Source organism: Pseudomonas sp. LBUM1656 (assembly GCF_059716065.1).
The window spans coordinates 1,640,674-1,660,900 of record NZ_CP166800.1; the positions used below are offsets into that span (position 1 = coordinate 1,640,674).

Here is a 20,227-nt window from a genome sequence, read left to right on the forward strand (position 1 = left end):
CATGGACGCCCGTCAATTCGCCTTCCTGAGCCGTCAGCCTTCTTCTGCCGTGAAAGCCCGCGAGCACTTTTGGGGCATGCCCAAGCGCGGACTTGCGTTCCTGTTGGCCAACGTAATGTTCTGGCAACCGATGTGGGCCCAAGCCGAGGGGATCGTCGTGGCCTCGCCGGGCACCAGCCTCGGCCAGGCGGGCAATGGCGTGCCGATCGTCAACATCGCCACGCCCAATGGCACGGGGCTGTCGCATAACCAGTTTCACGATTACAACGTCGGCACCCAAGGCGTCATCCTCAACAACGTCGCCAACCAGACCGGTGCGACGCAACTGGGCGGCATCATCGTCGGCAACCCCAACCTCACCAACCGGGTCGCGGCGCAAACCATCCTCAACGAAGTGGTCGGCGGCAGTCCGAGCCAGCTGCGCGGTTATACGGAAGTGGCGGGGCAGTCGGCACGCGTCATCGTGGCGAACCCTTACGGCATCAGTTGCAACGGCTGCGGTTTCATCAACACCCCGCGTGTGACGTTGACCACCGGCAAACCGGTGCTCGACAACGGTCGTCTGGATCGCTTCCAGGTCGATCAGGGCAGCGTCTCCATCGACGGCGCCGGGTTGAACGCCAACAACGTCGACAGCTTCGAAATCATCACCCGCAGCGCGAAGATCAACGCCGAAATCCAGGCGAAGAACCTGACGATTGTGGCCGGTCGCAACGACGTCAACGCGCAGACGCTCAACGCCACCGCGCGCGCCGATGACGGCAGCGCGAAACCGCAACTGGCCATTGACTCGTCGGCGCTGGGCGGGATGTATGCCGGGGCGATCAAACTGGTCGGCACAGAGTCGGGCGTCGGGGTGAAGCTCGACGGCAAACTGATCGCCAGCGGTGGCGACATTCAGCTCGATGCCAGCGGCCACTTGAGCCTGGTCGACACCTCGGCCACCAACGGCGCCGTAAACGTCAAAGCCGCCAGCCTCGACGCTCGCGGTCCGGTGTATGCGGGCACCGCGCTAAACGTGCAAACCCAAGGCAACCTGAGCAGCCAGCAAACCCTCGCCGCCCGCGACAGCATTGCCCTGAGCACCGGTGGGCAGTTGACCAACAACGGCATCATCGAGGCCGGGGTTAATCCCGATTACGGTCGTAACGCTAATGGCGATGTAAGCCTGACCGCGCAGAATTTCAACAACAGCGGCAAAAGCGTGGTTGCCAGCCGCAACCTGTCGATCAATACCGCACAGACATTAAGCAACCAAGGCGGCACGCTCACCGGACAAACTACCCGCATCACCGCCGCCACTCTGGACAATCAGAACGAGGGGCGAGTACTGAGTAACAGCACGCTAAACCTCAATGCCAGTCAGGTGTTCAACACCAACGGAGTGATCAACAGCACCGGCCTTCTCACCGGTAATATCGGTCGACTGAACAACAACAGCGGTGAACTCAGCAGCTTGGCCGACATGACGCTGAGCGTGGCCGCACTGGATAACGTCGCCGGTCTGGTGACCGCTGGACGTCTGCTGGACATCACCGCCAGCGGCGCCATCAACAACAACAGCGGCACCCTGGGGGCGCAACAAGCCCTGACCGTCCGCGCGCAAAACCTCGACAACAGTCAGCAAGGAACGCTGAGCAGCGCAGGTCAGTTGACCACCCGCGTCAGCGGCCTGCTGAACAACCAGAGCAAAGGGCAGATCCAGGCCAATGGCGCGATGGATGTGCAGGCCACGCGCCTGGACAATCGCAACGGCAAGATTTCCAGCCTGAATACCCTGAACGTCAGCAGCAGCAACATCGACAACCGTGGCGGGGTGATTCGTGCCGATCAGGCGGTGAAACTGCAGGTCACCGAACTGGATAACCGCGACAAGGGGCGGGTGGAAAGCAAGGCGGCGTTGACCTTTGATGGCAGCAAACTGGACAACCGCAATGGTGGCCTGCTCACAGCCACCGGACCGCTGTCCATCAAGGCCAAAGACGTTGCCAACGATAGTGGCCGTATCTCCGGCAAGGGTGATATCGAAGCCAATATCGATGCCTTGAGCCAGCAGGCTGGCGAGTTGATTGCCGAGGGCAACCTGACGTTGACCGGCAAGTCGCTGGACAACCGAAAGGACGGTTTGGTCGCGTCCCTCAAAACACTGACCGTCAACGTCGATCAAATCGACAACCGCAGCGGTTCGCTGTCCAGTCAGACCGACCTGCACATCAACGGCGCGGCCCTGAACAACAGCGACAGCGGCAAAGTGCTGTCCAATACGACCCTGGCACTCAAGGTCGATCAGATCATCAATCAGACTGCCGGCCAGATTGTCAGCAAAGGCGCGGTTACGCTCACGGGTGTCGGGCTCGACAACTCGGGCGGCAAGATCGTCAGCCAGAACAACCTGGCGTTGACCTTCGACGGCCTCAAGAACAACCAGCAAGGCCTGATCAGCAGCGAAGGCACACTGGTGCTCAACGCCGGCAGCCTGGACAACCGACTGGGCAACCTGTCGAGCCTCCAGGCCATGTCGCTCAACGTCGCGGCAGCCCTGCAAAACCAGGGCGGTTTGATCGGCTCGCAAATAGGTCTGACGCTGGTCAGCGCCAGCCTCGACAACAGCGACAAAGGCCTGATCAGCGCCAAAGCCTCATCGACCGTCACCACGGGTGAATTCAACAACAGCAACGGCGGCAGTCTGGCAACCGACGGCTCCCTCGACCTGACGGCCAGGCACGTAAATAACTCGGCCGGGCAGATTGGCAGTCAGCAACAGTTGAACGCCTCGGTCACGAGCCTGGATCAGGATGGCGGCGAGCTGTTCAGCAACAGCGACCTGACCCTCGACTTGAACAACGGCCTGCTGAACAACCAGCGCGGGAACATCCACACACCGGGTCTGTTGCTGTTGAAAAACCTCAACGAGGTGAACAACAGCGGGGGTGAAATTTCCGCGGCCAAGGCCTACAGCATTAACGCCAAAAGCCTGAACAACGACGGCGGCAAGCTGCTGAGCAATGAAAAACTCACCCTCGTCATCGACCGCGCACTGAGCAACATCCATGGCCTGATCAAGTCGGCTGGCCTCGCCAGTCGCAGTGCGAGCCTGGATAACAACAACGGTGAAATCCGTGGTCGTGGCGAGGTTGATCTTACGGTCACCGATGCCTTCAACAACCAGGCCGGCCTGGTCATTGCCGATGACGGCCTGACAGTAAAAGCCGCCAGCCTGGATAACCGTCAGGAGGGTTTGGTAGGGGCGACAAAAGCGCTGAAACTGACCGTCGACAACCTCGATAACCGAAGCGGCGAATTGTCGAGCAAGGCGGATGTGACGCTGATCGGCCAACAACTCGACAACAGCGATGCCGGGCATATCCTGGCGGACGGCAACCTCGCGCTGACCGTGGGCAACGTCATCAACCGCAATAAAGGCCTGTTGTCCGGCGATACCGGGTTGACGCTGACCGGACAGACCCTGGAAAACAGCGGTCGCCTCACAACACAGAAAAATCTTGCGCTCAACCTATCGTCCGATCTGAACAACAATCAGGGCAGCCTCATCAGCGAAGGTGAACTGGCGCTCAACGCACAAAACCTGAGCAACAACGGTGGCACAATTTCCAGTGCCAAGGCGCTGACGGTCGTCACCCAGGGCGCCATCAGCAATCAGGGCGGCAAGCTACTGACCAACACGACACTGACCCTCAACAGCGCCAGCCTCGATAACCAGCAAAAAGGCGCGATCAGCAGCAAAGCTAACGCCAGTATCAGCACCGGCGCGCTCAATAACAGCAACCAAAGCACGATTTACGCAGGCGATCGTCTGGAGCTGAACGCTGGGCAAGTCACCAATACCGGCGGCAGCGTCAGCGCGGCCACCTCGCTGATCGCTAACATCACCGGACTGGATCAGCAGGGTGGCCGGCTGTTCAGTAAGGGTACTTTGAGCCTTGACCTGAACGGCGGGGCGTTGAACAACCAGGACGGCTTCATCAACGCGCCGGGCCAATTGCTACTGAAAAACCTTGCCGACGTGAACAACCGTCACGGCGAAATCTCCAGCGAACAGGCCTTCGTACTGGCGGCCAGGCAACTGGACAACAGCGACGGCCAACTGCTCAGCAACCACAAACTCACGCTGCAAATCGACGACGCGCTGACCTCGGTCAAGGGCAAAATCGCCGCCGCTGCCTTGCAGGTTCGTGCCGCGAGCCTTGATACCAGCGCTGGCAAAATACTCAGTGATGGCGATATTCAGATCACCGTCGACGGGCTGCTGACAAACCAGATCCAGGACCTGACAAGAGGCTTGATCAACGCGACCGGGCAACTCACCCTCAACAGCAACGGCTTGAACAACCTTGGCGGTAACCTGTTCGGTGGCACAGGCATCAGTATCGATTTGGGCACCGCGCCGGCCGACCTGAACAACCAGGATGGTTTGATCAACACCAAAGGCGTCCTGAGCATCGCTCACCTGCGCGACCTGAATAACCAGCAAGGCGAAATTTCAAGCGTCCACAGCTTCAGTCTGACAGGCAATGCGCTGGATAACCGAGGCGGCAATCTGATCAGCAACGATCAACTGACGCTCAACGCCACCCGTTTGAACAACCAGGGCGGTCTGGTTTCCGGCTGGAAGAAACTGGCCCTGACGGGCGGCAGTCTCGATAACAGTCAGGAGGGCTCGGTTTCCAGCCAGTTCGGTAACCTGGGCATCGACCTCAGCGGCGCGTTGATCAATACCGGCAAGGGCGTCAAGGGCGGCATCGGTGCCGACGGCGACGTGACCATTACCGCGGCCAGTCTCGACAACCGCAATGGCATCGTCAGCAGTTATGGCAAGCAAACCCTGACAATGACCCAAGGCCCGATCAATAACTCTGCGGGCGGCGTGATCAAAAGCGACGACACCTTGGATATCAAAGCGTCGAGCCTGAACAACAACACCGGGGACATCACTGGCAAAAAAGCCCTGACATTCACCGGTACAAGCCTGGACAACAGCAACGGCAGCCTGGTCGGCAAAGACAGCATTACCCTCGACTTGATCGGTGCGCTGACCAACGTCAATGGCGCGCTCGGCAGCACCGGCCCACTGGTGATCAAGCGTTCCGCCAGCATCGACAACCAGGGCGGCCAGTTGCTCAGCCAAGGGCTGTTGACGCTGTTGACCGGTGATTTGAACAACAGCCAGCACGGCACCTTGTCAGCCAACGGACAGCTTGCCCTTACCGCCACCGGCAACGTCCGCAATGACGCTGATGGCCTGATCTACAGCCGTGACGCCGGCCTGACCCTCAGCGCCAAATCCCTCAATAACGCTGGCGGCGCATTGCAAAGCCTGGGCGCAATGACTCTCGATGTGACCGGCGGCGATATCGCTAACCAGAGCGGCAAAATCATCGCTCAAAACGGCGACCTCACCATCACCGCCGCCAATCTCGACAGCCGCAGCGGTGTGCTCTCAAGCCTTAAAGGTTTACTGCAAACCCGCCTCACTGGCGTATTGCGCAACGGCCAGGGCGGCAAGCTCGAAGGCAGCCGCCTCGACCTGCAAGCCTTGGGCGGAATCTACAGTGATGGCGGGCGTATCGCCGCCAACACTGGCGACATCTTGCTCAATGCCGGCAATGCTGCAATCGATAACAGCGGCGGCGGGATCTACGCCAAAGGTCTGGTCAACGTTGTTGGCGGCTCGCTGAACAACAACGCGGGTCAGATCAGCGGCAACGGGATTGATCTGGGGTTCAATGGCGCTCTCACCAACCGCGGCGGCCTGATCGAAAGCGCCCGAGCCCTGGCAGTGCGTGCTGTCAGCCTCGATAACCAGAGCGGCAAACTGCGTGCGTTGGGCTACGGCGGCAAAACCAATTTCCAGATCGGCAGCCAGTTCGATAACCGCAATGGCCTGCTGGAAACCGCCAACACCGATCTGACGCTGAACACGCCGAGCTTCCTGAACTCCGGCGGCACCGTGACCCATGTGGGTGTCGGTGAGTTCGACATCTCCACGGCCAACGTCATGAACGCCGGCGGCACGATGGTGACCCGTGGCGGGTTGACGCTGAATGCGGACAGCTGGACCAACAGCAGTGTGATTCAGGCCGGACGGTTGACGGTCAATGTCAATAATCTGAGGCAAACCGCTGGCGGCCAGTTATTGGCGTCCGACAGTTTCGTTGGCAGCGGCGTTAACTGGACCAACGATGGCCTCATTGCCAGCAGCGGGACTTTGAATTTTGACCTGAGTGGGGCATACGGGGGCAACGGGCGTATCAGCAGCCTCGGCAATATGGGGCTCACCGCGTCCCGGATCGACTTGACGGCCGCGGCCAGCATCACCGGTGCGTCCACCGCTACGGTCACCAGCCGAGGCAGCCTGACCAACCTCGGGCGCATGACGTCAGTTGACAGCCTGACCGTCAACGCCGCCTCGCTGATCAACAACGGCACCCTCGGCAGCGCCGGAAAATTGCGCATCAACAGCAACTCGTTGCTCAACCAGAACGGCCTGATATTCAGCGGCGGCGATATGGACCTGCGGGTGGGCACACTGACCAACCGTTTCGCCGATATCTATGGCATGGGCAACATCAGCATCGCCCGGGATGACAGCAATGGCTGGAGTTCATCGATCAACAACATCTCGGGGACCATTGAAAGCGTCGGCGACCTCACCATGGCAGCCAGTTACATCGAGAACCGCAAGGACGTGTTCGAGGTGGCCGGTGGCGGGCTGATTTCTGGCGCCATTGGTGTCCAGTGCAAGTCCTGTTCTTCCTTTGAAAATTACATGCAGCAATACCCAAGCCACCTGGTGTGGGTGGAGAACTATCAATCTGAAATCGTCAAGGACTCTGCTTCTGCGACGTTCACCGCTGGACGAAATCTGCTGGTAAGTGGCGGGACTTTCCTTAACAAGGTGTCCACCGTCACTGCCGGAAACGACATGACGCTCAACCTTCAGAATTTCACCAGTGAAGGCGCGGCGGTCGGTACTTATAGCGTCAGGAGGTCGTTTGAGATTCCAAGCGAAAGCTTGAGCTTCTGGAACCAGATACTGGATTACAACGCAGCCAATGATCCACTTTATGATTCTGGCGAACTCGGCTACATCGCCGGTCAAGGGGATTTTGTCCGACCGAACATTCGTTTGTGGAACAGTAACGGTGATGAATCGTATACGCGGGTACTGACCAAGCAAGGAGGCGAGTCGACGCCTTACGTGAAATTTGGCCCTGTGTGGATCGAGTTCGGCGGTGGAAAATACAGCGTCCCCGCACCTCGCTATAACAGCGGTGTACGCACCGAAGCGCCTGCCCTCGTCAAAAATGCCGGTTTTTTTGAGAACACCATTACCGAAAGCAGCCCGTCGTCCACCGCCAATGCTGTGGTTCAGGCCGGCGGCAAGGTGTACATCAACGCTACAAAAGATCTGACCAATACCGTGCTTCGTGACGGCTACGCTCCTGGCACCCGAGGACCGCGCGTAGGCTCTACGCAACTCGCCGGTCAAGTCGCCCCGACCGTCATCAGCATCAACTCACAGTTACCGCCGGACCTGGCGCAGCAACAGGTCAACCCGCTGGCACTTCCTGGTTTCACCCTGCCGACCGGCGATAACGGTCTGTTCCGTCTCAGCCGTAAAGACGGCACCGAGCAAACTGTGGTTCCGGCTCAAGACTGGGTCATCGGCAACATCAATTCAGACCTGATCCAGCGCGATCAGGACTCCACGTTGGTGAAGGCTACCGAGTTCAAGTTCGACAAAAATGACCCGGTTTCGGTCAAGGCCCGTGACCTGGCCCTGGCGAGCCGTCCGCCGGTGGACTTCAGCGACAAAATGGCAATGGTCAGCGTCAATGCCGCCGCTAGCGATGGCCCGGTGGGCGTGTTGTTGCCGAACCGCGCCAGTGGACCGATGAGCGTTCCGCGCGTGCAGGGTTTGCCCGACGTCAGTGTGCGCTCCAACCCGCACAAATACCTGATCGAGACCAACCCTGTACTCACCGACCTCAAGCAGTTCATGAGTTCGGATTACCTGCTGAGCAACCTCGGCTACAACCCGGACACCAGCGCCAAGCGCCTGGGGGATGGCTTGTTCGAACAACGCCTGGTACAGCAATCGATCGTGGCCCGCACCGGCCAGCGTTTCCTCGACGGTCAGACCTCTGACGAAGCGATGTTCAAGTACCTGATGAACAACGCCATCGCCAGCAAGAACCAGCTGAATTTGTCGATGGGCGTCACCCTTACCGCACAGCAAGTCGCGGCGCTGACCCGCGACATCGTCTGGCTCGAAGAACATGTGGTGAATGGTGAAAAAGTGCTGGTGCCCGTGCTGTATCTGGCCCAGGCGAACAACCGTCTCGCGCCCAATGGCGCATTGATCCAGGGCGGCGACGTCACCCTGATAGCCGGCCAGGATCTGAACAACGCCGGGACCTTGCGCGCTACCAATAACCTGTCAGCCGAGGCTGGAAATGACCTGACCAACTCAGGTCTGATCGAGGCGGGTGATCGCCTGACGCTGAAGGCGGGCAACAACATCGTCAACAAGTCGGGGGGCATTATTTCCGGTCGTGACGTGACGCTGACGGCCACCAATGGTGATGTGATCAACCAGCGTGATGTGACGAGTGTTGACACCATCGGGGGCGGGAATGTGCGCCACCGTGACTATCTGGATAACGCGGCGCGGATCGAGGCGGCCAATGATTTGAGCATTGATGCCGGTCGCGATATCAACAACATTGGCGGTGTGATGAAGAGTGGTCAGAACCTGGAGCTTGACGCTGACCGAGACGTCAATATCACCTCGGTTCAGGACCGAAATACCACGTCACGTGGCAGCAATTTCCTCAATCAGACCATTACTCAGTACGGCGCAGAAGTGATGTCTGGCCGAGATCTGTCGATCAGTGCTGGTCGGGATGTCGCGGTCGTTGCCAGTCGCCTGGACGCCAAGCGGGATATCGGTGTCGAATCAGGCAACGACATCATCATTACGTCGGCGGCTAACGAGAGCGATTACGTCTCGCGCAGCAAAAAACGGGCGGAGGAAACTCACAGCACCACCCAGCAGGCGTCCGTGCTGAATGCCGGTCGCGACATAGCGCTTAATGCCGGTAACGATCTGGGAATTATTGCCAGTCGCATCAAGGCTCAGGAAGACATTAGCCTGGATGCGGTTCAGGACATCACTGTAGCCTCGGCAAAAGACGAGAGTTCTTCCTACTATTACAAGAAAAAGACCGGTTCGTTCGGGCGCAGCAGCACTACCCAGAAAGAGAGTTACGACAGCACCAACGTTGCCTCAGTGATCGAAGCCGGCCACGACCTTACCGTAAACACTTCCAAGGATGAGGATGGTGCAGTCAGCCTGGATGGCGGCCGCAATGTCACCATCATCGGAAGTCAGTTGAAAGCGGGTAACGACCTGGTGGTCGGGGCAACCAACGACGTAGCGGTTCTTTCTGCCACCGAAGAGACCGGCGATTACAGCAAAAAGACCAAAACCGGCTTGTTCGGTATGTCGAGCAGCGGCAAGAGCCAACTGCAGACCACCGTCACTCAGATCGGTAGCGAACTGAGCGCCGGGCACGATGCCGTTGTCATTGCGGGGCGTGACGTGCGCTTGAACGCGAGTGAAATCAACGCCGACAACGATGCTGAGTTGCATGCCGGACTGGTGGATAAAACGGGTGATATCACGCTTTCATCCGCCGATGACCTGGCTTACAGCCGTGCCGAGGAATACAAGAAAAAGCTTGGCCTGACGCTCAAGGATGCAATGGGGTGGGCGGTCGGTACACCAAGTTTCGGAGGTGACATTACCTTCAATGCGTCACACAAGGAGGGACGCGAAGTCGTCAGTTCCAACAGCGTTGGCAGCCAGGTCAATGCAGGGCATGACGCGATTTTGAATGCCGCCCGTGACATCAACATCATTGGCAGCGGCATCAGCGCCGATAACAACGCGAAGCTGGATGCCGGCCGCGATGTCAACGTGGTTGCTTCTACTGATCAGCAGCGCAGCAACAGCTGGGAAACCGATAAGAGCTTCGGCCTCAAGCAAACCGTCGATAACAACGGGTACACCACGTTTGTCGGTAATGAAACCATCAAGCATGGTGTCGACAGCAGCGGTTACACCGCAGCGGGCAGCTCCATTGATGCCGGACTGAACCTCAATGTCACAGCCGGCCGTGATATCAACCAGCAGGGGGCCGACCTAGAGGCCGAAAACAACATAAAGCTCAAAGCCGGGCGCAATATCAATATTGATGCGGCGGAAGAAGCCAGCATCGTCACCACCCGTGACAGCGTGAAACGCACGGGCAGTACCACGACTGTTGCTTACAACTTTGGCAACACCGTTGATAGCCTCAAAGGCACCGGCAAAGGTGAGGATGGGGTCAGCAAGGGTTCCAGCGTTCTGAAGTCGGTCGATGCGCTGGATAATTTTTTCAGCGGTCCGAAGTTCGACGGGCATATCGGCAGCTCGAGCACCAGCCAGACCCAGACCCAGACGTCCGTGACACATCGTCCATCCAGCTTGACGGCCGGTGGTGATATCACGCTTGAGGCTGAAAATGATGTCAACGTGAAAGGCAGCCAATTCGATGCCGGTCGCGATATCAATGTCACTGGCCGCAACATCACCTTCGATGTGGCACACGGTGCCGAAAACAGCGAAGACAATCAGACCCAAAGCAAGGGCGGCATCAAGGGCGGCACCACTGGTGGTTTCAAACTGGGCGTCGGTATCAGTAATGCCGGCAACGAGGGAGAGTCGAGTCAAGGCACCTCTTCTGCGACGCACCTTAATGCCGGTGGCAGCATCAACCTGGACGCAAAAAACGATCTGACGCTCATCGGCACACAGGCGACCGCCGAAAGGGACATCAAACTCAAGGCCGGCAACGACCTGAATATCCTGTCGGCACAAAATGCCTACAGCAGCGAAAACACTCGTCGCAGCTGGGGAGCGGAAGGCGGCATCATTGCCGGCCAGGACGGTTTTGGGGTCTATGGCTCTGCCAACGTCGGTATAGGCGATCTTGACCGCCAAGGTGTCAAGCAGCAGGAAGCCAATCTGCACGCAGGTAATAGTCTGAGTTTCGAAAGCGGCCGTGATACTACGATCGCGGGTGCCACACTACGTGGTGACGAAGTGATCGGTGATGTCGGGCGCAACCTCACCGTGACGTCGGTGCCGAACACCGGCAAGGTCGAGGGCAAAGAGTTCGATGCCAGCCTTACTGTGGCAGTCAGTTTCGGCGTAACGGCCAGCGGTTCTCTGGGTTATGGCCAAACCAATGGTAAAACCAACTGGGTCGAAAATCAGACGGTCATCAGCGGCAAAAACAAAGTCGATATCCGCACCGAAAACCACACCCAACTCGATGGTTCTGTGATTGCTGCTGATAATGGCAATCTCAAACTCGACACAGACACTTTGGGTTTCCGCAATATTACTGGCAAGGACAACGAGCACGGTTACTACCTCAATGTCAGCGGTAGCTACGGCAGTAGCGGCGGGGCTCAGGCGGACAAGCCCAATAAAGGCATGGAAGGAGGGGATAAAAATAGCTGGGCGGTGGAGGGTTACAACTACACAAAGGATCGCGAGCAGACACTGAACGCTACGGTGGGGGCGGGCGAGATTGTCGTGCGTCACGACAAGGCTACCGGGCAGGACTCCACGGCTGGGCTTAATCGAGATGTGACCAAGGCCTATGAAGTGACTCGGGACGAGGAGCATCGTACGGATCTGTATGTCAGCAGTTCTTCAGTTGAAGCGGTGAGAGATCCGGTAAAAACACTCGATAGATGGACTAGCAATGTCATCAACTTCGACGAGATCCAGAAAAAACAGGCTACCGAGATTTTTGGTTCCATTGCTTCCAGATGGAATGAAATTCAGGCTCAACATGTAGACATCAATGACGTGCCGCAAAAGGTTCGTGAAGCATTTGGTGACGAGCGCGCCCTCGCGATTACCAAAAACCTCGTTCTAGAAGGTATCGACCCGGAAACTTTTGATCTGCTGCCAGAGGGGCTTCTGAGCGAACTGGACAAGTTTGCAAAAGAAGCGGCGGTTTTTGATGGGAAGGTCGAAGCCTGCCAGACGTGCAAAGTCGTCACTCAAGACAACTGGCGGCGGGGTCAGGTTGTGGAGCTGGGGGTAACAAACATCAACGATCTCCCTCGCAACGCGGGCGAGGCCATGCTCAAGCCGCTCATAAGTGCATTGGAACTTGCCCACAAGCTCCCCCCAGAACAAATGCAGTTCGTAACGCTGTCTATTCAGGCAATCATGGGACCCTTGAAACTAGCGGTCGGCGTGGCAATACACACATTGATCGAAAAGCAGGTAGGGGACCAATACAAGGCGCTGAAAGAGGAAGCTGCGATCGACTTGGCAGCCGCGCTGACTGACCGTGATCCAGTTTTCATGAGGGAAGAGCACGAGAAGGCCAAGAAAGCCGGCGGCGTTCTTAAAGGCGAGCCTTACGTCATGGCTATCGATTTCCTGATTGATACTGTGGTAGGTGAGGGTATAAAGGGGGTTGGTAGGGTACTAGCAGTCAGCACAAAAGTCGGTGGTAAACAACCAAGCACTGATCCAGTATCTACCCCAAGCAGACCTACGATTACAAAGATTGAAAAAATGGAAGATTTTTTTAATCAGCCTGGATTTGGTAGTGAGCTGTCTGAGGGCACTAGAAAAACGTCAAAAAGGTTTCAGGGGCAGAGTGTATTTAAAGCGACTGAAAAAATTGGAGCGAATATCAAGAAGGGCGACCAAATATATTTGGATAATTTGCATAAGGATCATCTGGAAGTATTTGATAAGTTCGGGGATGTGAAATTTGTTTTAAATCTGGACGGTACGAAGAATATTGAGAAGACAGATAAGGCAATAGCAGCAGGCAGGAAACTAAAATGAATGATTTAGATGTGGTAAAGAGTTTTATTATTCAGTTGGTAAAGGATAGGAAAGGTGACTTTAATGGTGGTGAGTGGGAGGCTGATTATAAGCTGAATTGGGGGGTGGAGTTCTCTGAAAGAATGGAGAAGGGATTTGATAATATTGCCAGGGCTATGGCTGCACAAAAAAGCAAAGATGATATTATGTTGAAAGTAGCCCTATTAGATGTTCGTGTGGATTTTATGGATCTCGCTAATTTTTTTCGAGATATATATGACGATCTTGATATTCTACTGCGAGATGCTTCGTGGCCTGAGGTGCCGAAAGATTTTGATTATAAGGGAGAAGAAAAGCATTAGCGAAAGTGAAGGAGACGGATTTGTTTGTTTGGCATAAGCAAGTAAATCTGAGAATCATCTGGCCGGCCTCCCCACCTCACAACGGATATGGGGACAGATTTATTTAGCAGGGATAAGGGGGCAGATTCATTTAGGGTAAGAGGGGGGAGAAAAGAATGCTAAAGGGGGCGGGTTTATTTGTTGAGTGAAAGGGAACAGATTTATTTATTTTGCTGTGTGGCCGGAAAATAAATCTGTCCCCTTTATTCCTTTCTTTATTCCTTTATTTTTATCAGCTTGCGGACCCTCTCGTTCAGCATGGATCGATAGCGTCAACAGCCTGGTGGGGCAACCCATGCCCAACATCGAAAACGGCCCGTGCGACGTTCGCTGCCGACTCATATTGTGGTCCCCGAACAATCACGAACACCGCGACGAGCGAGTGGTCGAGGGCGACGGTAATCGCTACTTCTTCAACTGGCTGTTCGATTGCAACTATTCGGTGTACACCGCGGCCGATGGCGTGATCCGGTCGTGGCGGTTCGAGACCCTGCGGCCTGAAAGTTGTTATGTGTTTTAGTGCGCTATTCCCATGGCAGCAACTGGAGGACGTCTTGTCTTCCTGTTTGTCGTGGTGCTGCACCCATTCCATGATCTCCTCCTCATTGCGGCCCTTGGGCGTGAGGTCCAGGTAGTTGTAGGCGCCGACCAACAAGGTCCCGGGCATAGGTCGCAAAGGCGTGGAGAATTTCGCCGGGCCCCGTTGCGATAAAACACTGACGGGCGCGTCCCCAGCTGCAGTCAGGCAATCGATGCAATCACCAGAACAGTGGAACCTTGTGGATTTGTTTCGAAAGGATGCCGCCCGGGGATTGATTTCTGATTAGAGGTTCACGTAGGCTATTTCCGTTGATCGTGTCAGTCATTTCTCAAGGTTGAGTCGGATGACGGCACACATCAGTACCAGACAGGACGCTTCATTTTTACAAGGGTTGGTGGGCGACAGAACCGTTTTATTGCCTGCCTGTAATCGAACACGGCGCGTGTGTTGGAAAAGCGTTCGCAAATATCTGGTTATTGATACTTTCATGTCTCCTTCCGTACTGAGTCCACATCGATACATCGTGCGCGTCCGCCCGGATGTCGCCCTTTTCGATAGCCATGTTGCGAACAGTCGTCGTCGCAGCATTTTGTTCGCCTTTACGTTCTCTCCTCCCCCCCAAAAACGCTAAGTCGTTATTGAACCTATTGCCTTCCTGATAACTGGCCGGGTGCTTTGCCCTGCCTGTCAGCGATTGCCTGAGCCTTTTTAACGGGACGTCCTCTTGGGTGGGGCGGGTCTATTGATGCATCAAACAGGGAGTTCACTGCATGTGGTGGAAGAGTCTTGCTCGGCAAATTCAGGAAAAAACTGCCGACCACAATGGGGTCGTCGCGTTTGGCGCGGGTTTCGGACCCTCCGGGCTTCCCCATATCGGAACGTTGTGTGAGGTGTTGCGGGTCAGCATCGTAAGAACAGCATTCGAGAAAATATCCGATAAAGAAACCCGGCTGATTATTGTTTCCGACGATCTGGACGCGCTGAGAAAAGTACCGGGTACATTCCCTCAGCCGCAGCTCCTGCAAGGTTGTCTGGGGCTGCCGTTGTGCGATATTCCCGACCCTTTCGAACAGGCAGAAAGTCTCTCGGCAGGTATTAACGCTCGACTTGATCAGGCCCTGATGCCCTATGCGCTGGACTATCAATTAGTTGAAAACAGTGCGCTTTATCGATCCGGTTTCTACAACTCGACCATAAGACAATTCCTCTCTCGAATGGAGGCGATCAATCAGGTTGTGGCCTCACGTCTGGGGATTACCCGTAGAAAGAGCTACAGCATGTTTATGCCTGTTTCGCGTTTTTCCGGGCGGGTCATCGAGCATCTGGTGGTCCGGCACGTTGATCTGCAGCGTGGGGAGATTGTCTATCAGATTCCGCCGGACCTGCTGATCAACCGGCCAGGCGAGGAATACAGCATCACGTCCCAGGAGTACTACGCTGACGAGCCGATTGGCGAAGACATCACCACGTCAGTGTTGGACGGTCACTGCAAGTTGCAGTGGAAAGCCGATTGGGCAATGCGCCTGATTCACCGCAATACTGCGTTTGAAATGCATGGCGAAGATTTGACTGACTCGGCGAATACGGTGCGCGACATCTGCCAGGTACTGGATGTACGAGCACCGATCCTGATGAAGTACGGGCTGTTTACCGACATCGCCGGCAAGAAAATATCCAAAAGCAAAGGCAACGGGTTTTCTCTGGAGCAAGTCAGCAAGTACATGCCCGAGGGGGCGTTGCAGCATTTCATGTTCAACAACCCTTATCGCACCACGCGTTTCCACCCACAGGTGTCGATCAAGGCGTATGACGATTACCGCGCCGACCATGCGCGCATGGTCGAGGGAGACGATGACAACCCCGTCGGTTATTTCCATCGTCCACCGATCCATGGCAAGCGTTGCACCACCTACCAGCGGATGCTGAACATCTTTACCGCCTGCCATCCAGGTGACATTGATGCGGCTTACCACTACCTGCTGCAACACGACAAAACCCGGCAGGACATCGTGGCGGATGACGCCTTTACCGACGTGGTACAGAAAGCGTTTACCTATTACCAGGAACGGGTTGCCCCACGTTTCCAGCCGCGGCTGCTCAACGAGTATGGGGAGTCGGTGCTGCATCGGATTTCTGAGCAGTTCAAACAACTGACGGTTGACCAAAGACCGGTTGCTCGCGAACAGATCACGCAAGTCTTCGATCAGGTTGGCGTTTCCAGTCACAGTGCAGGTTACCGGATGCTTTACGCCTGTCTGTTCGGCGAGGAAAGCGGGCCGCGACTGCACGGGTACATCAATCGTCTGGGTGTTCAGGCTTTTTGTGCGGAACTCGAATCACGGATCAAACAGGCTGTTCAACACAGGGAGAGTGAAACCATGAGCGATGTGCAGGTCAGTCAAGCTACTACCGAGTTGTCCGAAGCCCCGTGCCCGATGACCACTAACGATCTGCAGCGGGAGGCCGGACGAGTGCTGGAAGCCATCGATTTCGAAGAGGTCAAAGTCCGTGCCGCAGCGTTTGCGCAGCATCTTCGAAGCAACAGTGAGGCGATTGCCGAGAGTCTTTCGGGGTTCGAGTGTTACAACGTGGCGGTGGATGAGATTGAGCGGTGTGTCGAGTTTCTTGAGTGTCTGGAGCTTAACAGGCCGTTCTTTGAACGCAGGGTGCGTTGCGTCACCAGTTACTTGCCGCTCAATCAGCCGATCTATGCCACGACTTGCTTTGGCATTATCCCTTCATTGCTGGCCGATTCAGCCTGGCTGCGGCCGCCGACGGCGATGCACGCGCACTATAGGAAGTTGCTGGAGTCGTTGCAGCTGGAGCGTTTCTTTCCGAACCTGAATGTTTCTTTTGCCGACAAAGAGACGTTCGTCAGCCAGACCGCAGCGCTGTCCGATGTGGTTATTTTTACCGGCACACCGGAAAACGCGACCAAGGTCAGAAAGTCCTACCTCAAGCGCACCTTGTTCATTCTCAACGGGGCGGGTCATAACCCGTTGGTGGTGTCGGCTGATGCATCGATCGACACCGCAATTGAAAGTGCACTGCGGGTGGTGTTGTACAACCAGGGGCAGGATTGCGCCGGTCCCAACAGCATCCTTGTGCATCGGCAGGTCTACGGTGAGTTCATTCGTCGGTTGCGCGAAGAGCTGCTCAAGTGCGAGGACTATGTGGGCGATTACGCACGCAAAGAGAACATCGTCGGGCCTAACAGCGACCCTGACCATACGTTGAAAGTGGTGAAGATGTTCAAGGAGTATCGCGAACACTGCACTTATGGCGGCGAGATCAATCCGATCAGCGGATTGATTCGTCCGACCGTGTTCGAGCGGCCATTGTCGCTGGGCGGTAACTATAAAGAGTTCTTTGCCCCGGTGTTCTTTGTTCAACCTTATGCCGAAGACGCGGAGCTGTCGGGTTATTTCGAACATCCACTTTATGCGCCCAACTCCATGTACGTGTCGTTGTTTGGCAGCAGTGGCTACATCGACGGCCTGGTGGCGTCCGGCAAACATGACGCGAATACGGTGCTGAACGACACCGACCTGCATGTCGTGGAGAAGGGTTACAACCCTTACGGTGGGTATGGAGTCGCGGCGTCCTGCCTCTACGTGAACGGCGAGCGGATCGCCAAACCGACGTTGCCACAACGGGACATCCACGAGCATCTCGTGGCGGTTTGAACGTAAGTGGGCCGGCTATCGACGGGCAGAGAGCCTGAGGTGTGATGAATGGATAGATTATTGTTGGCGGCGTTGGTACTCGGCGTTTCCATTGTCGGGTTGTGTATCGGTTCGACCGTGCCAGTGGTCGCGTTGCGCCTGTACCAGGCGGGCGCGTCGAATGTGCACATCGGCGTGATGTCAGCATTACCGGCGGCCGGCATGATGCTGTCGGCCTTTATGGTGGACTGGATCTGCCAGCGGCTGAGCCGTCGACATATTTATTTGGGGTGTTTCACACTGTCGGTCCTGAGTGTGGCCGCCGTCGAGGGCTTCGCCTCGTCGATGTACGGCCTGGCTTTGGCCAGGTTGGTGATGGGGCTGGCGGCGGGGATCATCATCATTCTGGGGGAATCCTGGGTGAATGAAATCGCCCAGGACTCCCACAGGGGCCGGGTTGTCGCGATTTACACCACCTGTTTCACGGTTTTCCAGCTGCTCGGACCGGGAATGGTGGCCCTGTTCGGCACCGCGGGACCCCAGGTGATCGGTGTGGTGATTGCCGGGCATCTTTTGGCGCTAGGGGTCATTTGGTTCACCTTGCCCAGACAGGCGGGCTATCTTGGGCACTCGGAGAGCAAGACGTTCTCGGTGCTGGGCTTCATTCAAGTGGCACCGGCGCTGTGTATGGGCATCATTTTCTTCTCGTTTTTCGATAGCGTCATCCTGTCGATGTTTCCGGTGTACGCCGCCGATCACGGCTACGCCATCAAATTCGCCGCGCTCATGGTGACGGTGATTCTGCTCGGTGACGCGGCCTTTCAGTTTCCACTGGGCTGGCTCTCGGACAACGTCCCCAGGCCGATCATCTACTTGGGGTGCGGTGTGCTTTCTCTGGCAATCGGTGTATGCCTGCCGTGGCTGATGAACTATCCCTTCTTGCTCTGGCCAAGCCTGGTGGTGCTCGGGGCGGTCGCTGGCGGGGTCTACACCTTGGCGATCATTCTGATCGGCGAAGGGTTCAAGGGGCCCGACCTGGTCACGGCGAATGCCAGTGCCGGGTTTTTATGGGGCGTAGGCAGTTTGCTCGGGCCCCTGGTCAGTGGCGCAGCCATGACAACCAGCGCCCACGGTTTGCCGTTGGCGCTGTCTGCTGCAGCTGCGCTGTTTGTGTTGTTTGCGTTGCCGCTGTTCAGGAGAACGGTCGGGGTGAAGGCGCTGGATTGAACGTCCGAGCCACCACCGCGGCTGGAGCGGGCGTGCTCGCGAAGGCCACGATTCGGGCTCTGAGCTCTATCCCCCGTGGCAGCAGCCTGCCGAGGCCTTGTCGTCATACCGATCGTGATGCTTCACCCATTCCATGATCTGCTCTTCATTTCGCCCCTTGGGCATAAGGTCGAGGTAGTTATAGGCGCCGACCAGCAGGTCGAGGCCACGGGCATAAGTGGAGTAGGTGTGGAAGATGTCGCCGGCTTCATTGCGATAAAAAACACTGAGGCCGGGGAGTTCTTCTTCGGCGCCGTCGGATTTTTCGTAGTTGTAGGTGGCTTTGCCCGCGACGACGTCTTCGGCTCGGGCGGAGACGCCGAAGTCGTAGTTGAAATCGCAGCCCTCTGACGACACCCAATCAAATTTCCAGCCCATGCGCCGTTTGAAGGCCTGGAATTCGGCGAACGGTGCGTGGGAAACCGCCACCACGGCCACGTCATGATGAGCCAGATGCTGGTTGGCGCCGTCGATGTGGTCGGACAGGAACGAGCAGCCGGGGCAGCCTTCGTCCCATCCGGCGGCGAACATGAAGTGGTAGATGACCAACTGGCTGCGGCCGCCGAACAGGTCCGCGAGTTTCAGTTCGCCATGGGGGCCCTGGAAGTGGTAATCCTTGTCGATTTTCACCCAGGGCAGGGCGCGGCGTTCGGCGCTGAGCTTGTCCCGTTCCTTTGTGAAGGCTTTTTCGTGGGCCAGGTGTTGTTTGCGGGCGGCGAGCCATTCTTCGCGGGACACGACGGGATGATTCTGAACGTTCATCAGGTTTTCTCCTTCGCAGTGCTGGGAGGTGACTTACAGAGCCTAGTCGTTTGGCTTGCGTCCAAATCGACATACCGCCTGTCGGCAGCCGCAAAAAGATCGGCTGAACGGCTGCGCGCGGTGCCGGTCACAACTTAAGAAGGCCATCTCACTCACAGGCTTTGGAGGTTGAATCAGGATGACAACTTACAACTGGGATTTGATTGAACGCTTGCTGCACGAAGTGCAACACGGTGAGGCCAGTTTCACGCCGCGCCCGTATGCCGAGCAGTACGCTGCGGAGAAAGCGTCAGAAGGCGAAGAGACTGAAAACCTCGACCACCTCAAAGCGGTTGCCGGTGAGTACGAAAAATTACTGCTGGCGCGCGGCTATATCGAACCTCGGCCAGAAGAGCAGGGCGGCACCGGCTCCAATTACATTTTGACGCCACGGGGTTCGAGTCTGTTGAGCCTGATCGACAGCAGCATTCCGGGTAATGACCATCCGCGGCAGGTATTGGATGAGCAGGAAGATGCGCTGGATGAAGTGACGTTTGATGAGGTGGCGTCGAAGGCGCAGATTGCCTGAACACTACCGATAACTAATGTGGGAGCGGGCTTGCTCGCGAAGGCGGAGTGTCAGTCAACATCATCGTTGTCTGACACTCCGCCTTCGCGAGCAAGC

7 protein-coding genes and 1 pseudogene are annotated in these 20,227 nt (G+C 56.7%); 6 read left to right on the forward strand and 2 right to left on the reverse strand.

The annotated features are described in order from the left end of the window. Position 1: 1 nt before the first annotated feature. From ACA072_RS07310 to ACA072_RS07320, 3 genes are all read left to right on the forward strand, one after another. Positions 2-12,949 (forward strand): hemagglutinin repeat-containing protein, encoded by a 12,948-nt coding sequence (locus ACA072_RS07310; protein ID WP_497623795.1) that lies wholly within the window; start codon positions 2-4, stop codon positions 12,947-12,949. Beyond that, positions 12,946-13,290, forward strand: coding sequence for a hypothetical protein (locus ACA072_RS07315; RefSeq protein ID WP_497623796.1), 345 nt, complete (start codon positions 12,946-12,948; stop codon positions 13,288-13,290). The genes ACA072_RS07310 and ACA072_RS07315 overlap by 4 nt, the downstream gene beginning before the upstream one ends. Before the next feature lie 334 nt (positions 13,291-13,624). Further along, complete coding sequence (locus ACA072_RS07320) at positions 13,625-13,849, forward strand: hypothetical protein (protein ID WP_497623797.1); 225 nt, start codon at positions 13,625-13,627, stop codon at positions 13,847-13,849. Positions 13,850-13,858: 9 nt separating this feature from the next. On the opposite strand, the pseudogene ACA072_RS07325 reads toward ACA072_RS07320, so the two are convergent. Further along, positions 13,859-14,049: pseudogene (locus ACA072_RS07325) on the reverse strand (DUF899 family protein); the annotation flags it as partial. Between the two features lie 591 nt (positions 14,050-14,640). On the opposite strand from ACA072_RS07325, the gene ACA072_RS07330 reads away from it, so the two are divergent. After that, positions 14,641-17,556 (forward strand): aldehyde dehydrogenase family protein, encoded by a 2,916-nt coding sequence (locus ACA072_RS07330; protein WP_497623798.1) that lies wholly within the window; start codon positions 14,641-14,643, stop codon positions 17,554-17,556. Between the two features lie 48 nt (positions 17,557-17,604). Continuing rightward, a complete protein-coding gene (locus tag ACA072_RS07335; protein WP_497623799.1) occupies positions 17,605-18,762 on the forward strand; it encodes an MFS transporter in 1,158 nt (385 codons plus the stop codon). Positions 18,763-18,828: 66 nt separating this feature from the next. Here the strand turns inward: ACA072_RS07335 and ACA072_RS07340 are convergent, their stop codons facing one another. Next, positions 18,829-19,563: a DUF899 domain-containing protein gene (locus ACA072_RS07340; protein WP_497623800.1), complete on the reverse strand. Its 735-nt coding sequence runs from the start codon at positions 19,561-19,563 to the stop codon at positions 18,829-18,831. A 178-nt stretch (positions 19,564-19,741) separates the two neighbouring features. Between ACA072_RS07340 and ACA072_RS07345 the strand changes: the two genes are divergently transcribed. After that, positions 19,742-20,131 carry a transcriptional regulator gene (locus ACA072_RS07345; protein ID WP_497623801.1) on the forward strand — a complete coding sequence of 130 codons (390 nt, stop codon included), beginning with the start codon at positions 19,742-19,744 and terminating at the stop codon, positions 20,129-20,131. The last annotated feature ends 96 nt before the right edge of the window (positions 20,132-20,227 follow it).